This is a genomic window from Paenibacillus sp. sgz302164 (genome assembly GCF_056120505.1).
Map to the genome: position 1 here is coordinate 188,739 of NZ_JBVYOL010000005.1, position 18,864 is coordinate 207,602.

14 protein-coding genes are annotated in these 18,864 nt (G+C 51.8%); 2 read left to right on the forward strand and 12 right to left on the reverse strand.

Annotated features, from left to right (window positions below; genetic code table 11):
• Positions 1 to 30 precede the first annotated feature (30 nt).
• Positions 31 to 2,643 carry an exo-rhamnogalacturonan lyase family protein gene (locus AC0LWT_RS10560; RefSeq protein ID WP_474681198.1) on the reverse strand — a complete coding sequence of 871 codons (2,613 nt, stop codon included), beginning with the start codon at positions 2,641 to 2,643 and terminating at the stop codon, positions 31 to 33.
• Between the two features lie 317 nt (positions 2,644 to 2,960).
• On the opposite strand from AC0LWT_RS10560, the gene AC0LWT_RS10565 reads away from it, so the two are divergent.
• A complete protein-coding gene (locus AC0LWT_RS10565; protein ID WP_474681199.1) occupies positions 2,961 to 4,295 on the forward strand; it encodes a hypothetical protein in 1,335 nt (444 codons plus the stop codon).
• An 852-nt stretch (positions 4,296 to 5,147) separates the two neighbouring features.
• Here the strand turns inward: AC0LWT_RS10565 and AC0LWT_RS10570 are convergent.
• Together AC0LWT_RS10570 and AC0LWT_RS10575 are read right to left on the reverse strand one after the other, a co-directional pair.
• The gene (locus AC0LWT_RS10570; RefSeq protein WP_474681200.1) at positions 5,148 to 7,445 is read right to left on the reverse strand and encodes a helix-turn-helix domain-containing protein; all 2,298 of its coding nucleotides are present in this window, start codon (positions 7,443 to 7,445) and stop codon (positions 5,148 to 5,150) included.
• 154 nt (positions 7,446 to 7,599) lie between these two features.
• Positions 7,600 to 9,063 carry a stalk domain-containing protein gene (locus AC0LWT_RS10575; protein ID WP_474681201.1) on the reverse strand — a complete coding sequence of 488 codons (1,464 nt, stop codon included), beginning with the start codon at positions 9,061 to 9,063 and terminating at the stop codon, positions 7,600 to 7,602.
• 367 nt (positions 9,064 to 9,430) lie between these two features.
• Here AC0LWT_RS10575 and AC0LWT_RS10580 point away from each other — a divergent pair, with 367 nt between their 5' ends.
• The gene (locus AC0LWT_RS10580) at positions 9,431 to 10,015 is read left to right on the forward strand and encodes a Crp/Fnr family transcriptional regulator (protein WP_474681202.1); all 585 of its coding nucleotides are present in this window, start codon (positions 9,431 to 9,433) and stop codon (positions 10,013 to 10,015) included.
• Between the two features lie 8 nt (positions 10,016 to 10,023).
• Here AC0LWT_RS10580 and AC0LWT_RS10585 read toward each other — a convergent pair whose 3' ends face one another.
• The 9 genes from AC0LWT_RS10585 to AC0LWT_RS10625 all read right to left on the reverse strand — a co-directional run bounded on the left by AC0LWT_RS10585 (position 10,024) and on the right by AC0LWT_RS10625 (position 18,860).
• Positions 10,024 to 10,743, reverse strand: coding sequence for a DUF4386 domain-containing protein (locus AC0LWT_RS10585; protein WP_474681203.1), 720 nt, complete (start codon positions 10,741 to 10,743; stop codon positions 10,024 to 10,026).
• A gap of 231 nt (positions 10,744 to 10,974) precedes the next feature.
• A complete protein-coding gene (locus AC0LWT_RS10590; protein WP_474681204.1) occupies positions 10,975 to 12,117 on the reverse strand; it encodes a glycerate kinase in 1,143 nt (380 codons plus the stop codon).
• Between the two features lie 85 nt (positions 12,118 to 12,202).
• Positions 12,203 to 13,678 carry a sulfatase gene (locus tag AC0LWT_RS10595; RefSeq protein ID WP_474681205.1) on the reverse strand — a complete coding sequence of 492 codons (1,476 nt, stop codon included), beginning with the start codon at positions 13,676 to 13,678 and terminating at the stop codon, positions 12,203 to 12,205.
• 72 nt (positions 13,679 to 13,750) lie between these two features.
• On the reverse strand, positions 13,751 to 14,743 hold the full coding sequence (locus tag AC0LWT_RS10600) for a formylglycine-generating enzyme family protein (RefSeq protein WP_474681206.1): 993 nt from the start codon (positions 14,741 to 14,743) through the stop codon (positions 13,751 to 13,753).
• A gap of 25 nt (positions 14,744 to 14,768) precedes the next feature.
• Complete coding sequence (locus AC0LWT_RS10605; RefSeq protein ID WP_474681207.1) at positions 14,769 to 15,305, reverse strand: chromate transporter; 537 nt, start codon at positions 15,303 to 15,305, stop codon at positions 14,769 to 14,771.
• A 15-nt stretch (positions 15,306 to 15,320) separates the two neighbouring features.
• Complete coding sequence (locus tag AC0LWT_RS10610) at positions 15,321 to 15,965, reverse strand: chromate transporter (RefSeq protein ID WP_474681208.1); 645 nt, start codon at positions 15,963 to 15,965, stop codon at positions 15,321 to 15,323.
• Positions 15,966 to 16,253: 288 nt separating this feature from the next.
• Positions 16,254 to 17,063 carry an ABC transporter permease gene (locus tag AC0LWT_RS10615; protein WP_474681209.1) on the reverse strand — a complete coding sequence of 270 codons (810 nt, stop codon included), beginning with the start codon at positions 17,061 to 17,063 and terminating at the stop codon, positions 16,254 to 16,256.
• A gap of 5 nt (positions 17,064 to 17,068) precedes the next feature.
• Positions 17,069 to 17,878, reverse strand: a complete 810-nt coding sequence (locus AC0LWT_RS10620; RefSeq protein ID WP_474681210.1) for an ABC transporter permease — start codon at positions 17,876 to 17,878, stop codon at positions 17,069 to 17,071.
• Positions 17,853 to 18,860: an ABC transporter ATP-binding protein gene (locus tag AC0LWT_RS10625; RefSeq protein ID WP_474681211.1), complete on the reverse strand. Its 1,008-nt coding sequence runs from the start codon at positions 18,858 to 18,860 to the stop codon at positions 17,853 to 17,855. The genes AC0LWT_RS10620 and AC0LWT_RS10625 overlap by 26 nt, the downstream gene beginning before the upstream one ends.
• Between the last annotated feature and the right edge of the window lie 4 nt (positions 18,861 to 18,864).

Consider the following 18,864-nt stretch of genomic DNA (forward strand, 5'->3'; position numbering starts at 1 on the left):
AAAAGTATGGCTGCACGTAATGCCTAACATTCAAGCGTTCAGCTCTGCCGGCAGAGCGTCGCCGATCAGTTCCAGGCACATAATCGCGTTGAGCGACCACTGCGAAACGACGTTGGTCGTGATGTGCGGCAGCTCTTGAATCGGACGGACATATTCCAGCACCGGCACCTGACAGATGTGTGCGGCATCTTCGCTGCCCCCGGGCTGGCGGTTTTCCAGCATGATGCGCCACGTCTCCGCAGCCAGCTCCGGGCTGTTATGCCGGTTGGCCGCATACGCCGCCATAGCTGCGGCGAACATCGGCCAGCTGAACCGGTTCGGATGGATGGCCCCGTTCGTGCGGGCCAGCTTTTCCTCGGGTTCAAGGTAGTAGAACGCTCCGAACTCGGCCAGCATGTCATCCCAATCGGGATCGGAGAGCAGCTGCGAAAGCTCCATCCACACTTGCGGCGCGCCGAAGGAGACGGCCATATGATAGGCGTAGTTGCCGTCGCCGATATGGGTGAGAACGCCGGTCGCGGGATCGTACCCGAAAGTCGTGCCCGATAAGAGCCGGAACGGCGCTGCCTTCAAATCCTTGATCCCTTGAAGGATTTTGTCACGGTACTTCACATTCTCGAAGCGCTCCCACTGTGACATCCAATTCGAGCTGAAGGCCGCCCAGTCCGGCCCGCTCCTGATATGGGCCGGGTGCTCGTCGGGCGGGAAATAGGCGCGCATCGGATCGAGGCGAACGGCGGCAAAATCGGCGTCGGCCACTTCCGCCAAAATATCTCCGACGCGTTCATCCGCAGTCAGGAAATAATAGTACCGGTGCAGACCCGCCATCGCGATGCGCGCTTCCTTGCAGCCGCAGCCCCAGTGGACGACGTTATGACGGGAACCCAGCCCGGCATATTCCCCAAAATGGTACACGTCCACTTCGCTTGTATGACGCGTCATCGCTTCCGCCATCCGGAACAAATCCGCCCGTCCCGACCGCAAAAACGAAAGCCACAGCCACATATTCGGCACAAGCTCGGTATTTTGCCAGGCAAAACCGCCTACATCGTACCGCCAGTTATGACGCGCGGCATCATAGGTGTGCATGAAATCGCCGTAATCCCAAAAACCGTACCAGCGCCGCTGCTCGACCTCTTGTTTGTAAAAGCCGACCCAGGCGTCCAGTTGGTCTTCGATCCAGGCTTTGGCCGGCGTGCCGCGGTCAGGCAGGCTCCATGTCCCGAACGCGTGCGTATCGTGATAACGCGCGGGCTCGCAGACGAGCTGCGGCGGAGCTTGCAAGTGCCGCGTCATGGACGCCAGGTCAGCCGCATCGGGGGTCCGTTCGCAGCACCACAGCATGAGCTCGCTCGTGTTGGCGATGCCGTGCGGCGTGCTGCGCAGCTCTTCCGCTCCTTCATAAGCGGCCTCCACATAGGCGGCCGTATCGTAATGGCGCATATCCATCGCCGCGCCGTCCGGCGACCAGAACCAGAGCGTCAGCCTGGCTTCGTCCGTCGTCATCCCCGTCACTTCCAGAGACGAAGGATGCTTCTGCCAAAAGTTGCGCAGCCCTGCCGCAAGCCCGCCGTGAGCGTCCCCGGCATATGCGAGCCCGCGCGCACGATGGCCGCTGACGGCTTTCACCGGGCTGCATGCCGCGCTTGTCTGCTTGACGACCGTGTAAGAGTCGGCGGAAAGCTGCGTCAACCTGTAGCTGTCCCAAGCGGCGGAAGCATCCAGCAGCGCCAGGAATGCCGCATCGCGCCCATCGTCGAATTCAATCGCTTCGCCGGCTTGCTGGCGCCAAAACTTATCCATATAGGCGTCCTTCGTTCGCCAGGTCGACAAATGCTTTGGCGATTCGCTGAAAAAGCCGGTGTCGCCCGCAAACCGGACGTATCTGTTATACAGGGGAGCCGTCAGCGGCAGGCCGAACGAGATCCCGAGCCCTTTCACGTAATCTTCCTGCGGATCGACGTCAAACAAAGCTGTATGGACGATCCGTATCGAAGCGTGATTGGCGTAAAAATAAAGGCGCAGCCGGAAAGGAATCCAGGAACGCTCGCCGTCCCTCGACACATGCACCCCTTCCGCCAATACGACGACCCTTGCATGCCCTTCGTGCTCCACATGGAGGGCCGTGATCTCGCCGTCCAAATATTGTTCTTTTAAAAGGCGTCCGTCGCCGGGAAGTTCGCGGCGCTCTTCACGCATACTGACAAGCGAGCCTTCCGCGCCGACCTGTTGGTCCCCGTAGTACAGCGACCGGATGAGCGCTTTGCCCCGCTTCGCCATGGTACATCGGATTACGCCGGTATCCACCGTCAGCTCGTCGGCCGACTGCCGGATTTTCACGCCGGCTGCCGAACTCGCTGCGGCGTCAGGATCATCGGCTGCTTGCAGCGTGTAGCCTTCGCTCGCAGGTTTATCGAAAGAAGCGGCATGCGCCGTCCACTTTACACTGCCGTCCGGCCAATAAGCCGTAGGCCAGCTTTGCAGGGCGACCGAACCGCCCGACGCATCGGTCAGCGTGAACGAACCGGCTTGGGAGCGATCCAATTCGCCTGCGCGCCAAGGTACTCCCCACGTCACGCCCGCAGCAGTCGCAGGAGCTTCTTCCAGCCAATTGATGCGGATTCCCTTCATCTGTTGTTCCATTTCCAGCAACAACCCCTTCCGAACTGCATATGCGCGGTTCTCCATTCCAGCTTATGAACGGTCGGAATTTCCTGCAATTGTACTTTTTTAAACCCCGCCCGGGCAGCGGTTTATCTTTTTTTCGGAATTAAGACTTTTTTGCAGGGGAGGGAACAAAGTGTTGGGCACGAGTGCAGGGGACGTTTGTAACCAAAAAAAGTAGAAAAGTCAAAAATTGTTAACATTTAGGAGTTTATTCCTATCTTTAAATCTAGTAAAATATGTTAAAATATTGAAGATATCGAATTACAATTAAATAAGGAAAATGGAGGTTAATTATGAAAAAATCAATTCCTGTACTTACTTCTTTGGCTGCAGCGCTGTTGTTGTCTTCCCAAGTTGCTTTTGCCGACGAATCCAGCCTTCCGGCAGCTGATGTTCTTACGAAAGCCGCAAGCCAGGAAATCGTCAAAAACGTAGAGGTCAAGGTCACTAATTTACTCGACCAAAACACTAATGGAAAGAATTCGCTTTCCGCACTCCAGCAAGCAGCAAGCCTTCTTCCTCCTCAACTCCAGGCCGCCACTACATTCAACTTCTCGCAGCGCGATTTCGGCGAATCCGTCGTGCAGACGAGCGATGGCGGCTATGTGTTCGCAGGCTCTACCACAGTTAACGGAAACGAGGATATCCTATTTGCCAAGACGGACGCTTCCCTGACGCTTCAGTGGGCATATACGCTGGGCGGAACCGCGGTAGAAACGGGCGTCGAGGTTCGGCAGACGAGCGACGGCGGGTATGTCATCGCCGGGACAAGCAATGCAAGCGGTTCTAAAGACATCTATTTGGCCAAGACAGATGCCAATGGAGCGATACAATGGGCCAAAGTATATGGCGGCCCAGGCCAAGAAGAGGCTGAAGCGATGGAAATCGGGCATGACGGCGGCTACATCATTGTCGGCGCCAAGAGTGGCAGCCTGAATACGAACGACGCTTACATGCTTAAAGTGGATGCCAGCGGCAATGTTCAATGGAGCCGGACATATGGTCAGGATAATCTGGAGGATCGCTTTTACGGCGTAGGCACAACGCCGGACGGCGGCTATGTGGCAGTCGGATATAAAACCATCTTGCAAACCATTCCAGGCGGGACGGAACAAGCGATGTATGGGCTGATGGCCAAAGTAAACGGCTCAGGAGGAGCGGTATTCGAGTCCACCCTTGACAAGAATGCCTATCTAAACGGGGTTGCCGCAAGCAGCAGCGGCTACGTGGCTGCAGGGACCATCAACAACTACGGTACACCGAACAGTTCTCAGGGGTATAACATATTTGTAACCAAGGTCGGTACTTCGGGGGCCAAGTTGTGGACGAACCAGTTCCATTCGACGGGTGGCGATTTTGCCAATGATGTCAAATTGGCCAAGGACGGCAATTACGTAGTGACCGGGCTAACGTCCCCGCAAGTGGGGAAAGAAGATCTGGTGCTGATGAAAATCAACAACTCGGGAAATGCGTTATGGTCGAATACCTATGATTTTGGCAATACAGGCGAAATCGGCAAGCGTGTGGCAACGACCAATGACGGCGGTTATATAGTTACGGGCTCGTACCAGGCGAATAGCTCCAACGGCAATTATGACGTCCTTTTAGTGAAATTTACAAGCGATTGAGCAGCAGCGGCAAATAAGCTTTGGAGAAAAGGGGCTGGCCCGAAAGGGTTCAGCCCCTTAGTCTGAGGAAAAGCCTGCACAATCGCAGGCTTTGCCAGGAAAAAACGGGGCTCAGCCCCTTTTCAGCGGAAATTCCTGCAAGGCAGGCTTTTGCCGCGAAAAAGCGGGACTCAGCCCCTTCATCCGGCGAAAAAGCCTGCACTTTTCAGGCTGTTGAGAAACCCCCTTTTTTCCTGGATGCTCAAAAAAAGCACCAAAAGCATGAGCCAAATCCCCCTCTCAGATCGTTTTAAATCAATTTTTTCTCTTCAAGATGAGTGCCCCCACATAAAAATTGATCTGAGAGGAAACCCGTTAGACTTTCTCAACAGCCTGACTTTTGCAGGCTTTTTCCGACCGGCGAGCTGCCGGGCCGCTTCGCAAACGGCTGTGCCGGCGGGGCGGCCGGTGCCATGCGGCTCCGCTACGCGCAGACGGGGCTGGGCAGCGCTCGTGCGAAAAACCTGCAAAAATACATCTTTTTGCCCGTTGAAACGCCCGCAGCGAAAAATTCCTGCAAATGTGCAGGCTTTGCCACGAAAAAGCGGGGCTCAGCCCCGTTTCAGAGGAAAAGCCTGCACAATCGCAGGCTTTTCCTCAAAACAGCCCGCATCCGGCTAAAAGCCTGCACAATCGCAGGCTTTTCCTCAAAACGGCCCGCATCCGGCGAAAAAGCCTGCACTTTTGCAGGCTTTGCCGACCGGCGAGCTGCCGGGCCGCTTCGCAAACGGCTGCGCCGGCCGCCGAGCCGCATCCCGGCCGGGCCCCAAACCAAAAAAACCGCCGTTACAGGCGGCGGTTGCGGCATTGTTTTCACGCGTTGCGGTGAAATTCCCGATATTGGCTGGGCGTAGCGCCCTGCTGCTTTTTGAAGATCCGGTTAAAGTAGCTCGGCTGATACCCGGATTTTTCGGCGATGTCGTTGATTTTCATATCCGTGTCCCGCAAAAGCTCCTTCGCTTTTTCAATGCGCAGTTCAGTCAAGTAGTCGATGAAGTTTTTGCCGGTAACCTGCTTGAACGCTTTGCTTAAAGCGACCGTGTTCGTTCCGGCGTAATCGGCGCAGCTGTCCAGCGATATATCTTTCATGAAATTGTTTTGCAAATAAATCATCGCCGTTTCTACCGTCTTTTTCACCTGGGCGTCGGAACGCGATTCCAGTTCTATGATATACGGGCTGACAACTTTGTCACTGAACCACGCGCGCATCTTTTGCGGATCCCCGGTTTGCATCAGCTGTTCGTACAAATTGGACGAGTTGAAAATACGGTTTGGATTCAAACCCGCGAGCCGAACAGCGTGTAAAATGCTGCCAAGCAACTGGAGCGCTCCTTGGCGGATATCAATCGTTTTGGCGCCGCGTTCGGTCAGCTCCTCCAGGAACGCCCGGATCAACTGGTTCGCTTCTGCGGCTTGACCTGTCCGAAGCGCATGAATAATTTCTCTTTCGAGCGCAAACGGATAATGAATCTCGTCCGGCTTCTGGTCGTTATCGTCCGGCGATTCCAGATCGATCAGCAGATTCCGGTTCTCAAAACGGCGGCTGCCGGAAGCCTGCATCGCTTCCTCGAATCGGGAAGGCACATGAACGATTGATAAAGCCGGGCTTCCGAGCGCGATCGACACGTACATTTGGAGCACATGATGAATCGCCTGCATCAGCTCCTGCCCGAACGTTCTGACCGCTTCCCGCTGCTCCGCTTCTTCCGGAACGAAAATAATAAGACCGACGGATAAATCGTGAAAGTTGATGACTTCCGCTTGCTCGAAACGGTTCGAGGCAAGCTCCATCGTAATGTTGGCGGCAGCGAAGGTGATCAGCCCTTCATCCCCCGGTGAAAAGCGTCCTTCCAAATTTTTGAAACCGCTCAAATGGATGTACAATACGGCATATTGCCGGCGGTCTACCGTCCAGCCGAAATTACGCATTCTTTCCAAAAGCGCCTGTTCGGAATACGAATAAAGGTACCCTTGAACGAGCTGCAGCAGGAAGCCTTCCTTAAGATGCGGAAGCTGCTGCTCCAGCTTCGTTTGCAGCGTCCTGCTTTCCCGGGTCAAATGCAGCCATTCTTTCTCAATGAGCTTGAAATCGTCATTGTGCTCTTTTCCCAGCACGGACGGAGCCGTCGTCCCCGTCAGCAGGCTGACTAGCTGCGCGATCGGAGAATATATCCGTTTCGAAGCGAGCCAGGATAACACGGATGCCAGCAGCAGCATCGCGACGCTTAAAGTCAAAATGAGCTGGGATATGAAGACGACCGGTTTGGTAATGGCGCTGATCGGCGAGGCGGAGACGTACGTCCATTCGGTGTTGATGCGCGACATCGTGCCGAAAGAGACGGTATACGTCGTGTGGTTCCAGTCGAACAGGAAGGAGCCGGATTTCGCCTTGCCGGCGACAATTTGCTGTCTCAGCGCTTCATCAAGCTGCGCCGACGGCTCTTTTCCCGCAATGGAAAACATTTGCTCGCCATTTTCTTGCAGCAGAAACGTGCTTCCCTCGTCATAAGGGGTCAACGTCTGGAGCATGGCAGCGATCATCGAGCTATCGAGGCGGGCCAGCATGATCCCGTACGGACTCGGCGCAGTTTCGGGAATTTTGATCGCCAGCGTAAATAAATCTTCATCCGCCGGCTCCGACTGCGGCTGCCGCAACCAGAACACTTTGTCGCTATTCGCAAGCAGCTGCCTGTACTTGGCGATCTGCGCAGCATCCGTCAACGCCTCGTATTCCGGATTAAACCGCACGGGAGACGGGCCTTCCAAGTAAAGCTCCGTTTGTTTGGCCAGCGTGTTGGAGCCATGCATAATCGACAGCGCTTTCGTAATATCGCGGGCAATTTCAAAATCGCGCGACAAGCTTATATTGGACAGCGAGTAGTTGAAATTGGGGTCGAAGGCCCAATGTACGACCGAAGTTTCCACATGGGCGAACTGCTCGCTGATGTTGGCGGCTCTTTGCTGAATCTGTTTATTGTGCATCTGAAGCAGTTCGTTATCAAGGCGGTCACCTGCCAGCCAATAAATCAGGCCACCGATAATAAGTCCGGGAATACTGGAAATGATCAAAATCAAAATCCAATTATTTCGGAAGCGCTTACTTTTAAGCACGATTGTCCCCCCTGATCTATTTATTATTATATATTTTTCGATATTCACATCATACCACACAGCGCAAAATGTTGTGCATAAGATTCGAATGCGGCCGATTCCGGCAAATGTAAATAAACCTGCCTTGACAGGCAGGTTCTTGTTTTTTTCTCAATTAGCTTTGAATGGAATCGAGCACATTGTCGGTAAAATATAAATACTGAGCGCCGAAACTTGTGCCGTAACGGTACACCCATTGTTCCATTTTTCCGTATACATTGACGTTGTCCGGTTTTCCCCAGGACATAAGAACTTGCTCCTGCGTCATGCCGATGCGCACCTTTTTCCGCCTGATCACGTCTTTTATATCGCTGGACCAGTCAAATTTGGCCAAAGGGTCTTCGATGTAAAAGCCCGAGGTTAGGGCGTCTAGTGAAGAAAAACTAAATTTGATCGTTTTACTTCCGTTGCTTAAAGTTGCGGTTAATCCGCTGTAGCTGATAAGAGATAATTTTTCATATTGATTGAATTTCTCTTCGCCGGGATAGGACAGGGTGCTGCTGCTCCATAGCGAGTCGGCGTATTTCTTCCATAAGTTCTCTGCGGCAATTTCAGTCTGCAACTTCTCGGCTGCCGTGTTGATTTTGCCGTCAACTCCCCAAGATGCATTCTTGGTAAGGTCTCCGGCTGTAAGATCGATCCGATGACCTTTTCCCCATGCAACTTGGATGTCCAAATACTCGGACAAAAATGGAATCGGCACATAAAGCACGGACTCCTCTGAAATAATCGGATAGTCCATGCGGCCTTCATGCAACTCCATACCGCTTCCGAAATAGGTTATCAGATTGCTGTTGGAGCCTATCAACACAATCCGGTTCGGGTGATTGATTCGCAGAACGTCGCCAATTGGTTTGGCGGACATTTTCAAGTTGCCGAGAAGCGCCCACAGCGGTATGTAAATGACATCGTTGCGAACGATCGGGGGATAGTCGGATTTTAGATAGTTTCCATTGACATAGATTTTATATTCGTCCGAAAGCAAATTTACTGGCTTTCCTTGGTTCCAAGGCCCCTCATACCATACATCGTTGTAGATGGACGTGCCTTTTACGGCAGTACCCTGCCCCTGTGGAAGTCCATTCACCAGGTCACCTGAATAAACAAAATGATTGCCTTCCCATTCGAAATAAGGATACCCCATAATGTTCAGCGTCTTATCGGCGGTTTGAACGGTCGCGTACTGCTTTTCCCCGTTCCAATCCACTTTAGCGCCAAATGCCTCGCTGATTAAACGCAAGGGCACAAAAGTTCGATCATCCTCTATTCGCGGCGAAACTTCCAAGGTTTTTGGTTGGCCGTTGACTTGGACAACAGGATCGTTGATTTTCATAAACACGGAAGACCCTGCTCTGTTCAGAGTAATGGACTGCTGCTCTCCGTTCCAAGTCAACTTGGCATTCAAAGCATCCGTAATATCGCGAAGGGGAACCAGCATACTGCCGTTAATTAAAATCCCGATGTCCATGTTTTGTTCCGTCTTTTTGGTCTGCTCATCGGCAAAAACCGGCAATGACGACGCGAACATCAGCGTAATCGACATTGTCATCATGATAGTGCGCTGAAAAAATGTTTTCATTCACAAAACCTTCCTTCATCTAAAGTAAATATATGTCCAAAACTTTCAAAGATCATTTTGAAAGTGTCAAGCGCATGTGCTCCTTTAGAATTAATAGGCCTCTGCTTAAAACTATGAAGTGGGTAAATTTTACTATGTTTTAAACATTATAACGCAAAATACCTGCTGAAACAGCAAAAATTGTGCCGATATGTGGAAAAAAAGCTGATTTTTTAGGGATTTGTGCGATTAATCAGACAAACTTCTTCAGCAATTTGAGCGGGAAAGAATTTTATGATCTTTAACATACATACTATAGTATGGTAAGTTGAAACTACATAACATGATTTAACCGAACCGTTTCATTAAGAGCCGAAAGGAAAGCAAAATGAAAAGCATACTTTTGAAGTATTTAGCCAGATTTACAACACTGAACGAAGAAGAACAACAGATGATCGTTGATGAGATACGAGTCCAAGAATACAAAAAAGGGACAATGCTCCTTAGACAAGGAGATGTCCCCACTCAATGTTATTTTGTATTGAAAGGATGTGTAAGGCAGTACTCGATAGATGAAACGGGAAAAGAGGTCACATCCAATTTTTACACAGAAGAGCAAGCGGTGTCGATTTTCAATCATCATAAACAAGATAAGTCATCCTCGTACTCATTAACTTGTCTGGAAGACTGTGTATTGGTTGTTGGCGATCTTGATGCCGAAAATGCCATGTTTAACAAATACTCGCAATTGGAAACGATGACACGCAAGATGGTAGAGGAAAACCTGGGTGAGGTACAAAATGAATTGGCTTCATTTATCGCATCTACACCTGAAGAACGTTACAAAGCGTTATTGCGAAAAAGGCCTCATCTAGTCGATCGCGTACCCCAACATCAATTGGCGAGTTATCTCGGTATTACCCCGGAATCATTAAGTAGAATCAAGAAGCGAATTCATACAGGCGATTTTTAGGGGAATTATTATGCGCTTTTGGGAAGTTTTCCTCTTCTGAACAGCAGCCATATCCCAAAGCCCAGTTCTCCTGCAATCATTGGCACGCTAAATACAAGATTAAGGGTTGAAATTAACCCATCATATTGTGCTAGAAACGTTTTGCTTAGGTGAACGACAATATAGCCTATTGAAGCAAGAACTAATAAAATGCCGATCACTTTAGGAATGATGCCTGATTTGAAAGCCAGATAGCCCACAATCATTAAATGCCAGCCGAAAACGATCAAACCAATCGACCAAATAGATTCAAATGCATCGAGAAAAAGCATCATAAGCGCTTGAAGTTGTTCGATATTAAATGAGGATAAATAGCTTGTATGTCTTGAGAGAAGCAGCACAAATATCAAGTTCAGTATGGCCATTCCCAATATAGCCGCATAAATAAGACGGAGCCATGCTCCGAGCAATGAAAGACTTTTATTAAATGGCTGTAGAAACACATGGAAAGCCCAGGCGACCACAATGTCAGCAATCATAATGATGACCCAACCCAGAATTTCTGCTTTGAAAAGGTTATTGGATGACACGATGTTGTTACATGTAGCCGCCGGATTGCCTTGTACCACAAGGCTTCCATGAACAAACCCATAGGAAAAAAAAGAGGCAAGCGCCATGATGACAAGTGAAATGCCGGCAGTTAAAGCGGATTTCCGCTGATACGATAGTTCTTTGACCGAGTTAGCCATAAAATAACCCCCTATATAGAATTGTCGATTTTCATTATATGAGGAGGTTTACGACTGGTCATTAACTTAAGTCAAGAAAGCAATTATAATGATCCGGTAAAAATTCGCTGGAAAAAGAGATTAAAGAACCGCAGCATTGATGCCCGGCTAAACCGGTGGTTATGACTCCGTCAATGCCGGAGGGCGGCGATTTGCCGGGCACCGGGTGCAGCGGCCGGCTTCTTGGGCGATTTACCAATACTTCGCCGGAATCGCCAAGGTCTTCATTACGGAGGCGACCGCATGCCTGATCAGAGCGGGCGCCTCGCGCATCGCTTCTTCAAGCGGCATCGGATTTTGCGCCGTGCCGATAATGACGTCCAGTCCGAGATCGTAGAGCGGCTTGACGTCCCCAGTGACGCCCCCGGATACGCAGATGACCGGCTTATTGTATTTTTTGGCCGCTTTCGCCACTCCGGAAGCCGTTTTTCCGTACGCGGTCTGCCCGTCGGTGCGTCCTTCGCCCGTGATGACAAGATCGGCCCGCTCCACCCATTTCTCAAACCCGATCGCTTCCAGCACGATGTCGATTCCGCGGGCCATTCTCGCGGACAGGAACGCCATCAAACCGGCGCCCATGCCACCCGCTGCGCCCGCGCCCGGCACATCCGCGACGTCTTTGCCGAGCTGTTCCAGAATCAAGGAGCCCAGATGCGATAAGCCCTGATCCAGCGTTCGAACCATCTCCGGGGTCGCCCCCTTCTGCGGCCCGAAGACGGCCGAAGCCCCCTGCGGGCCGCACAACGGATTGGTCACATCGCTGGCGACAATGAATTCGCAGTCCCGAGTGCGCGGATCGATGCCGGAAACGTCGATGCGTTTGATGCTGCTCAACTCACCGCCGCCGGGCGAAATCTCGCAATCTTGGGCGTCGAGGAAGCGGACGCCGAGAGCTTGAGCCATGCCGGCGCCCCCGTCATTCGTCGCGCTGCCGCCGATGGCGATAATCATTTTGCGGCACTGCTTGTCGAGTGCGGCTTGGATCAGCTGTCCGGTGCCGTACGTCGTCGCGGCCAGCGGGTTCAAGCGGTGCTTGGGCACAAGCGTCAGCCCCGATGCCGACGCCATTTCGATGACAGCCGTCTGCCCGTCGCCCAAAATGCCGAACTCCGCCATCACCGGGTCTCCCAGCGGTCCGGCCACTTCCGTTTGGTGCAGGGAACCGCCCGACGCGTTGACGAGAGCGCGCACCGTTCCTTCCCCGCCGTCGGCGATCGGGACGGTGAACACCTCGGCGTCAGGCATCGCTTCCAAGATGCCTTCCTTCATACAGGCAGCGACTTCGATAGCGCTCAAACAACCTTTATAAGAATCCGGCGCAACCACAATTTTCATGAAATCACTCCAAACAACGATATATATCCGCTTTTCCGTGAATCCGAACCAGACTGACCAATGAAAACGCCATCATAATGGGCCGTTACTTGTCTTTTAATCCCAATCTCAAATACTGCTCTTCAGGCGATTGCACGTCTTCCATAGCTTTTACCAAATGCTCCGAATACCGTTTTTTAAGCTCCTCATCCTGTATGGGGTCCAATTGTCCATAATCCGATTCAATATGAAACAACAAAGATTCCTGCCCATGCCGGGCCATCTGAAACGGCACTCCTTCCTCGCTGAACGGAATGCGGTAAACCGGATAATCCGTATACGGCAAAAAGGCGCCGGTCCGAATGCTTGCGGGATTGTGCGGGCCCAGAAATTTCCGAAAAGCGGTCGGCATGGCGGTATACGTGTAACAAGGGTGGTTATCGCTTCGAACCGGCGCGCGCATATAGGTGTATGCTCCATCCGTAATATTTACGGTCATGCCAAACATTCCATACAAGGCAAAGTCGCGAATTCGCCGCTCCGTCCCCCGAATAAGCCCGAGCAGGGAATGCCCTCTGACTGTAGACGGGATCTCCACGCCGAAATAATCGAGCAAGGTCGGCATCAAATCGATATTTTGCGTAAGAGCCGAAATTCGGGTATTCTTCGCAGCGCCCCCGGGCAGATGAATCATCAAGGGAAGGTGGGCGATTTCGTTGTACACATGCATAATATTTTTTCCGGTCCAATTGTGCTCGCCGAGCAAAAAGCCGTGATCTGTCGTCAGGATGACCAGCGTATCGTCCCATAAGCTTTTCCGGTCCATCACATCCAGCAGCTTGCCGAGCCACTGGTCGATCATCGTCAAGTTAGCGGCATACCGCTTGCGCAAATGTTCCATAGCTTCGGGCGGCTCCTCCGCCTGCGCATACTTCGGCCAGTCGAACCGCGGCCCGTCATAGTCATCGGCATACATGTCCAAATAATGCTGCGGACAATCGAACGGCTCGTGCGGGTCGAAGGCCTCCACCATCAAAAAGAACCGGTCCTCATCGCCGATGTCCTCAAGCCAGTCACAGGCGGCTTGCACCGTCCGCGGTCCGGGAAAGTCTTCTTCCCGCTTGAAGGCGGCGCGATTTTTTTCATACTGCGCATCCCATCTGCCGTAATGCTCCGCAGGCGGCTGCGGAGACTTTATTCGGGAAATCCACGGGTCGGCTTCCTGACCGCGATGGAAATCCCAACTGTCGAAAGCCTGGCAGTAGTTTTCCCCTCCGGTTTTAAAATAGTGATAGTGATCCGTTACCATGTGCGAGAATACGCCCTTGCTCCGCAGCGTTTCCGGCAATGTTACGTCAAACGGTTCGATTCCTCCCCAGCCTTTTTCCAAAAAAGCGAGCCTGCCCGTCATCATGTCTCTGCGCGCCGGCATGCAGGGCAGCGATCCGGACCAGTGATTGTCGAATACTGCGCACTTCTCCGACAGCCTGGCGATGTTCGGAGTCTTGACCCAACTTTGCCGGTTATAGATGTCCAGCATATGGCGATTCAAAGTATCGAGCAAAATAACGATTGCTTTCATAGCAGTGATTTCCCCCTTCTCTTGCTTTCTTGCGGAAACTCGCCGGGATGCCTGCGCTGCATCAATCGTCCCTTAAGCGTCGGCCGCACAGCGGAACCCCATATTGCCTGTCGAGCTGTCCGGCGTATTTTGGCTGCGGGCAGCCAACCGGTAGCGGTTGCAATACGATTTATGGCACAAATAGGAGCCTCCCCGCATCACCCGGCTTTGTCCCCGGGAAGGACCGGCCGGATTGACCCGTGGCCCGTTCAAATGGTAGGCAGGACTGAACCAATCGGAACACCATTCCCATACGTTTCCGGATACTTGATACAACCCGAAGCCGTTAGGCTCATAGGTGCGAACCGGCGCGGTTCCTGCATATCCGTCGCTTGCATTGTTTTTCACGGGAAATTTGCCCTGCCAAATATTGCACATATGTTTGCCGTTCGGTTTGAGCTCATCGCCCCAAGGGTATCGTTTTTGAACCAGCCCGCCCCTGGCGGCATACTCCCACTCCGCTTCCGTCGGCAAGCGTTTGCCCGCCCACCGGCAGTAAGCCTGGGCGTCGTTCCAGGAAACGTGAGTGACCGGGTGGTCCATCCGTTCTTCGATGCCCGAATCCGGCCCTTCCGGGCGGAACCAGTAAGCGCCGTCAACCGGCAGCCACCAGGGCGTCTGCGGAACGGAATTGACGACCTTCTTCGCCGTTTCTTCGGAAACAAATAGATGAAAAACAAACGACCAGCCGAACTTTTCGGCCTCCGTCACATACCCCGTAGCATCCGTAAAGCGCTTAAATTCCTGATTGGTCACGGTGCAAGGATCGATATAAAAGGGCCCCACCGTCACTGCGCGGACAGGTCCTTCGCCATCGGACGGAAATCCTTCCCGGTCATCGGTCCCCATCAAAAACTCCCCGCCCGGCAAATAAATCATATCCTGTTTGGCGGGAAGCGATGCGTCGGCAGCTCCGGCAGTCCGATTGTCTTCCGCCGCTTTGGAGCTGCCGAACGGGACGAACGAGATGGCGGCCTCGCTTCTGGAAGCGGAGCAGCAGGATGGCTTATTGATTGAATCCGTCATAAGAAACCTCTCACTTTCCTAAAGGTCATTGAAAGAATGCGATTCCCAGCAGCCCGGACAGTAAAATAACCGCAATCGGGTGCATTTTATATTTCATGACTCCTATAATAACACCGCCCGCAATCAGAACGCCAAAAAAAGTTTTCCATGTTACGAGACCCGAATTCAGCCCGGAAAAGCCAAAATGAATGGCGGCAAAAACAATCAAGCCCGTAATGATCGGACGCAAGCCGTAAAATGAAGACCTGACCCATTTGTTGCGATGAATTTTATAAAAAAAGGCGGTGATGAGAATCATCAAAATAAGGGAAGGAAGCACGATTCCTGCCGTAGAAATGATCGCGCCCGCTATGCCGGCCGTTTTGTAGCCGATCAGCGTTGCTGTGTTCGTTGCGATAGGGCCCGGCGCCATTCCGGCTAATGCCACGGCATCGGCAAACTCCTTTTCGCTCAGCCAATGGTGTGACGAAACTTCCAGTTGAATGACCGGAATCATCGCATAGCCGCCGCCGAACGACATAAAACCGATTTTAAAAAAAGTTATAAACAAACTCCATAGCATACAGACATCCGCTCCTTAAATCCCTTCGGCGATAAAATAATCGGCATATGTAAATCTTGACGGGGAATCGAGCGGTTCTTCTTTTTGCAGTCTTACCTCTAGCCCCAATTTTTCCTTCGTTTTAACAATAATGATGCCGATGAATAAACCGAATCCGATCACGAATAAGGGATGAATCGAAGTCGTCAGAAACAGCACGACAGTGCAGATCATGGCGGCAAACGTCATTTTGTCGAACACGGCGGATTTTCCCAATTTAAAAGCGGCGACGACGATTAAGCCGACAATGGCGAAATGGATTCCTTCCAAAGCCGCCGCAATTTTGGGGTTATGCTCGATCTGCGCATAAACGAGGCTAAGCGCGAACGCGATAAGAAAAGTAGGCAGGGTTATGCCCGTTACCGCCGCTATCGCCCCCGGAATTCCGGCAAGCCTGTAGCCGATAAAAGCCGAAGCGTTGACGCCGATGCCTCCCGGAGCGGAACCCGCGATTGACAGCACGTCGGACATCTCGCTCTCGGAAACCCACTGCCGTTTGCCCACCACTTCCCTCTCGATAACCGGAATCATCGCATAACCCCCGCCGAATGTGGCAGGCCCAATTTTGAGAAAAGTCCAGAAAATGTGCCCAAGCTGTTTGATCAGAGCCGCATTCATCATGAATGTCCTCCTAGTCTTTTATTCTCTCCTTTCTCATTATAGCTTACTTTATTCCATTTTGGAATTATCTTTTTCGGAGACTCTATTAAAACCGCAAATAGAGAGATGAAATAAGTGCAATTCAGCTCCTATCAATTCATTCAATCCCCATAACATTTATATGTTTTTGTCATTTTGGAATATAGTCTTTAATTTTCCCCTATCGAACAAAAAGCCGCGAAGAAACGGTCCTTAATACCCCCCGCTTCTCCCCGGCTCTAAAATTCGCACATCGTTCCGTCAAAAGCTTTAGCTGCTCGCGCTGCTGTAATGCCTCAAGCAAAATTTCCATACCGTCCGCGTCAATATGAAAACCAAAAACGGAACGAGTACGGCCCAGACTGCGCCGCCGGCGTCCATTTTTTGCAGCGCGGCCATGGCCGGAAAATTCGTAATCACGAAAATCGGGAGCACAAAAGTGCCGATCCGCTGAATCCATTTGCTGTAAATGCCCATCGGCATATTGTTGAAGTCCCACAGCTTATCGGAAATTTCGATCACCGATTGCGTTTTGATAATAAAAAAAGCGAGCAGCTGCGGCAGCAAAAACAACGCGTACATCAAAATCGTCCCGCATGCGATAAACAGCGCATACTTGGCGATGATCGCCGCGCTCGCGTCCAATTCAAGCCGGCGCCAGGCGACGACGACCATCGTAATGCCCGCCGCAAAGTTCGGAATCGGGAACGAGAAATTAATCCGCCGCAGCGTCGCCATGAACTGCAAGGAAACGGGCTTGGTCAAATACATGTCCAGCGTGCCGCTTCGCACATGCTCCGATAACTGATAAAAATTTTCCATGAAAAACATGACATAAATGCCCGTCATAATCATGTAGGTTCCAATAAACAGCATCACCTGATCGGGCGATAACCCGTTGATGTTAACCCCGACCTGATAGACCAGGAGCACATAAAGCAGCTTCGCAAGCGTAAAAGCGCATTCCTGAGCGATGCCGATGACGAAATTGAGGCGGTACTCCATTTGAGCGATCAGGCAATTTTTAATAAATAGCCCGTAGATCTGCAAGTATTTGCCGGCTTCGCGAATGAACGTCATGATCGCTAACCTCCGATCGCCACATATTTTTTTAAGCCGAAGCGCCAAATGCCGTTCGCCAAAAGCGTCGCAGCGACCGCCCAGGCCGCCTGCACCGCGAGACCCGCCGCGATTTCGGCCGTCCCCAGCTTTCCGTTCCAAATGTTGATCGGAAAATAGATCGTATACTGAAACGGCAGCCATGCAAAGATGCGGCCCGCGGTTGCGCCGAACACATCCAGCGGAAACACGCCTCCGCTCAAAATATTCGACATCAGCTGGAAGCCGATAAATACGGCCCAAACCTCAGTCATCCAAAAGGCAAGAAGGCTGAGCAAATAAAAAATCATGCCGTTGAGCACAACCGCCATCAATATGGACGGCACGAACAGCGCGAGCTTGCCTCCGCTAAACGGCAAATTCCCGAACATGGCAAAGCCGAGCAGCAAAACGGCGACAATGAGGGCGAAAGCGGCAAGCTGAACCGTTTTGCTGCCGTAAAAGCAAAAAATGCGGTACCAGAAGTAGCTGATCGGCTGAACGATGAATTTGTTCAGTCCGCCGCTTTTGATATCGTTCGCGATTTCGTATTCGAACCCCGCCGATACGAACTTACCGACCGCTACAGCCATAATCGTATAGCCGATCATCTGGTCATACGTATAACCGTACACCGTCCCGGACGAAGAACCGGTGAAAATCGCGTTCCACATGAATAGCTGGATCATGAGCGGAAAGACGCCGCTGACAAGACTGAGCCAAAAATCGGTGCGGTATTCCATCGCGTTTTGAACGCCGAGAGCAAAGCTTTTAGTGTACTTGCCCGCTGATTTCAAGGCTATCACGATCCTTCTTGTAAATTTCGGCCAGCCCGTCTTCGATCGATAAATCCTCGATCGTGAAATCGACGACAGGCAGCAGATCCAATATCGTTTTCGTTATCGTCCTCATCTCGTCCTTGGCTACTTCCAGAACGACATGATAATCTTCCGCCTCGATCACCTCGCCGTAACGGCTCAGCGAATGCGCGTAAACCGGTTCCGCGAATTGTAGGCGAATCCGCTTGCGTTCCCCGATCAGCCGGTTTATTTTACCCAGCTCCCCGTCGTACGCGATAGCGCCGTGATTAATAATAATCGACCGTTTGCACAAATCCTCGATATCGTTCATGTAGTGGCTCGTTAGCAAAATCGTCGTCTTCGTTTGCTGGCTGTAATATTTGATGAAAGCGCGAATATTTTTTTGCGAAATCAAATCGAGGCCGATGGTCGGCTCATCGAGAAACATGATTCTGGGCCGGTGAATGAGCGATGCGATCAGCTCGATCTTCATCCTTTCGCCGAGCGACAGCCTGCGCACCTGGACGTTCAGCAAATCCTTCACGTCGAGCAGCTCAGACAGCTCATCGAGCGAGCTTTGAAACGTTTTGTCGCTCAGTTCATAAATCTTTTTATTCAGCAGCAGCGATTCGCTGGCCGGCAAATCCCACCACAGCTGGCTTTTTTGGCCCATGACGATCGAAAACTGCATTTTATACGCTTTTTTCCGCTCCCATGGCGTATATCCCAGCACCGACGCCGTTCCTGAAGTCGGGTGAAGGATGCCGGAGAGCATTTTGAGCGTCGTCGTTTTGCCCGCTCCGTTCGGTCCGAGGAGGCCGACGACCTCCCCTTCCCCGACTTCAAATGAAATGCCGCGGACCGACTTGCGGATCAGCTTTTTGCGGGACAATAAATTTTTCAACGAATGGCGCAAGCCCGTCTCTTTTTCATAATATGTATATTCCTTGGACAACTCGTTCACGAGGATGGCCGGCATAGTT

Bases quoted from the DNA above. Each gene is read 5' to 3' on its own strand.
- AC0LWT_RS10560 (WP_474681198.1), bottom strand. From the start codon at position 2,643: ATGGAACAACAGATGAAGGGAATCCGCATCAATTGGCTGGAAGAAGCT.
- AC0LWT_RS10580 (WP_474681202.1), top strand. From the start codon at position 9,431: ATGAAAAGCATACTTTTGAAGTATTTAGCCAGATTTACAACACTGAAC.
- AC0LWT_RS10605 (WP_474681207.1), bottom strand. From the start codon at position 15,305: ATGCTATGGAGTTTGTTTATAACTTTTTTTAAAATCGGTTTTATGTCG.
- AC0LWT_RS10595 (WP_474681205.1), bottom strand. From the start codon at position 13,678: ATGAAAGCAATCGTTATTTTGCTCGATACTTTGAATCGCCATATGCTG.
- AC0LWT_RS10575 (WP_474681201.1), bottom strand. From the start codon at position 9,063: ATGAAAACATTTTTTCAGCGCACTATCATGATGACAATGTCGATTACG.
- AC0LWT_RS10610 (WP_474681208.1), bottom strand. From the start codon at position 15,965: ATGATGAATGCGGCTCTGATCAAACAGCTTGGGCACATTTTCTGGACT.
- AC0LWT_RS10600 (WP_474681206.1), bottom strand. From the start codon at position 14,743: ATGACGGATTCAATCAATAAGCCATCCTGCTGCTCCGCTTCCAGAAGC.
- AC0LWT_RS10565 (WP_474681199.1), top strand. From the start codon at position 2,961: ATGAAAAAATCAATTCCTGTACTTACTTCTTTGGCTGCAGCGCTGTTG.
- AC0LWT_RS10590 (WP_474681204.1), bottom strand. From the start codon at position 12,117: ATGAAAATTGTGGTTGCGCCGGATTCTTATAAAGGTTGTTTGAGCGCT.
- AC0LWT_RS10625 (WP_474681211.1), bottom strand. From the start codon at position 18,860: ATGCCGGCCATCCTCGTGAACGAGTTGTCCAAGGAATATACATATTAT.
- AC0LWT_RS10615 (WP_474681209.1), bottom strand. From the start codon at position 17,063: ATGACGTTCATTCGCGAAGCCGGCAAATACTTGCAGATCTACGGGCTA.
- AC0LWT_RS10585 (WP_474681203.1), bottom strand. From the start codon at position 10,743: ATGGCTAACTCGGTCAAAGAACTATCGTATCAGCGGAAATCCGCTTTA.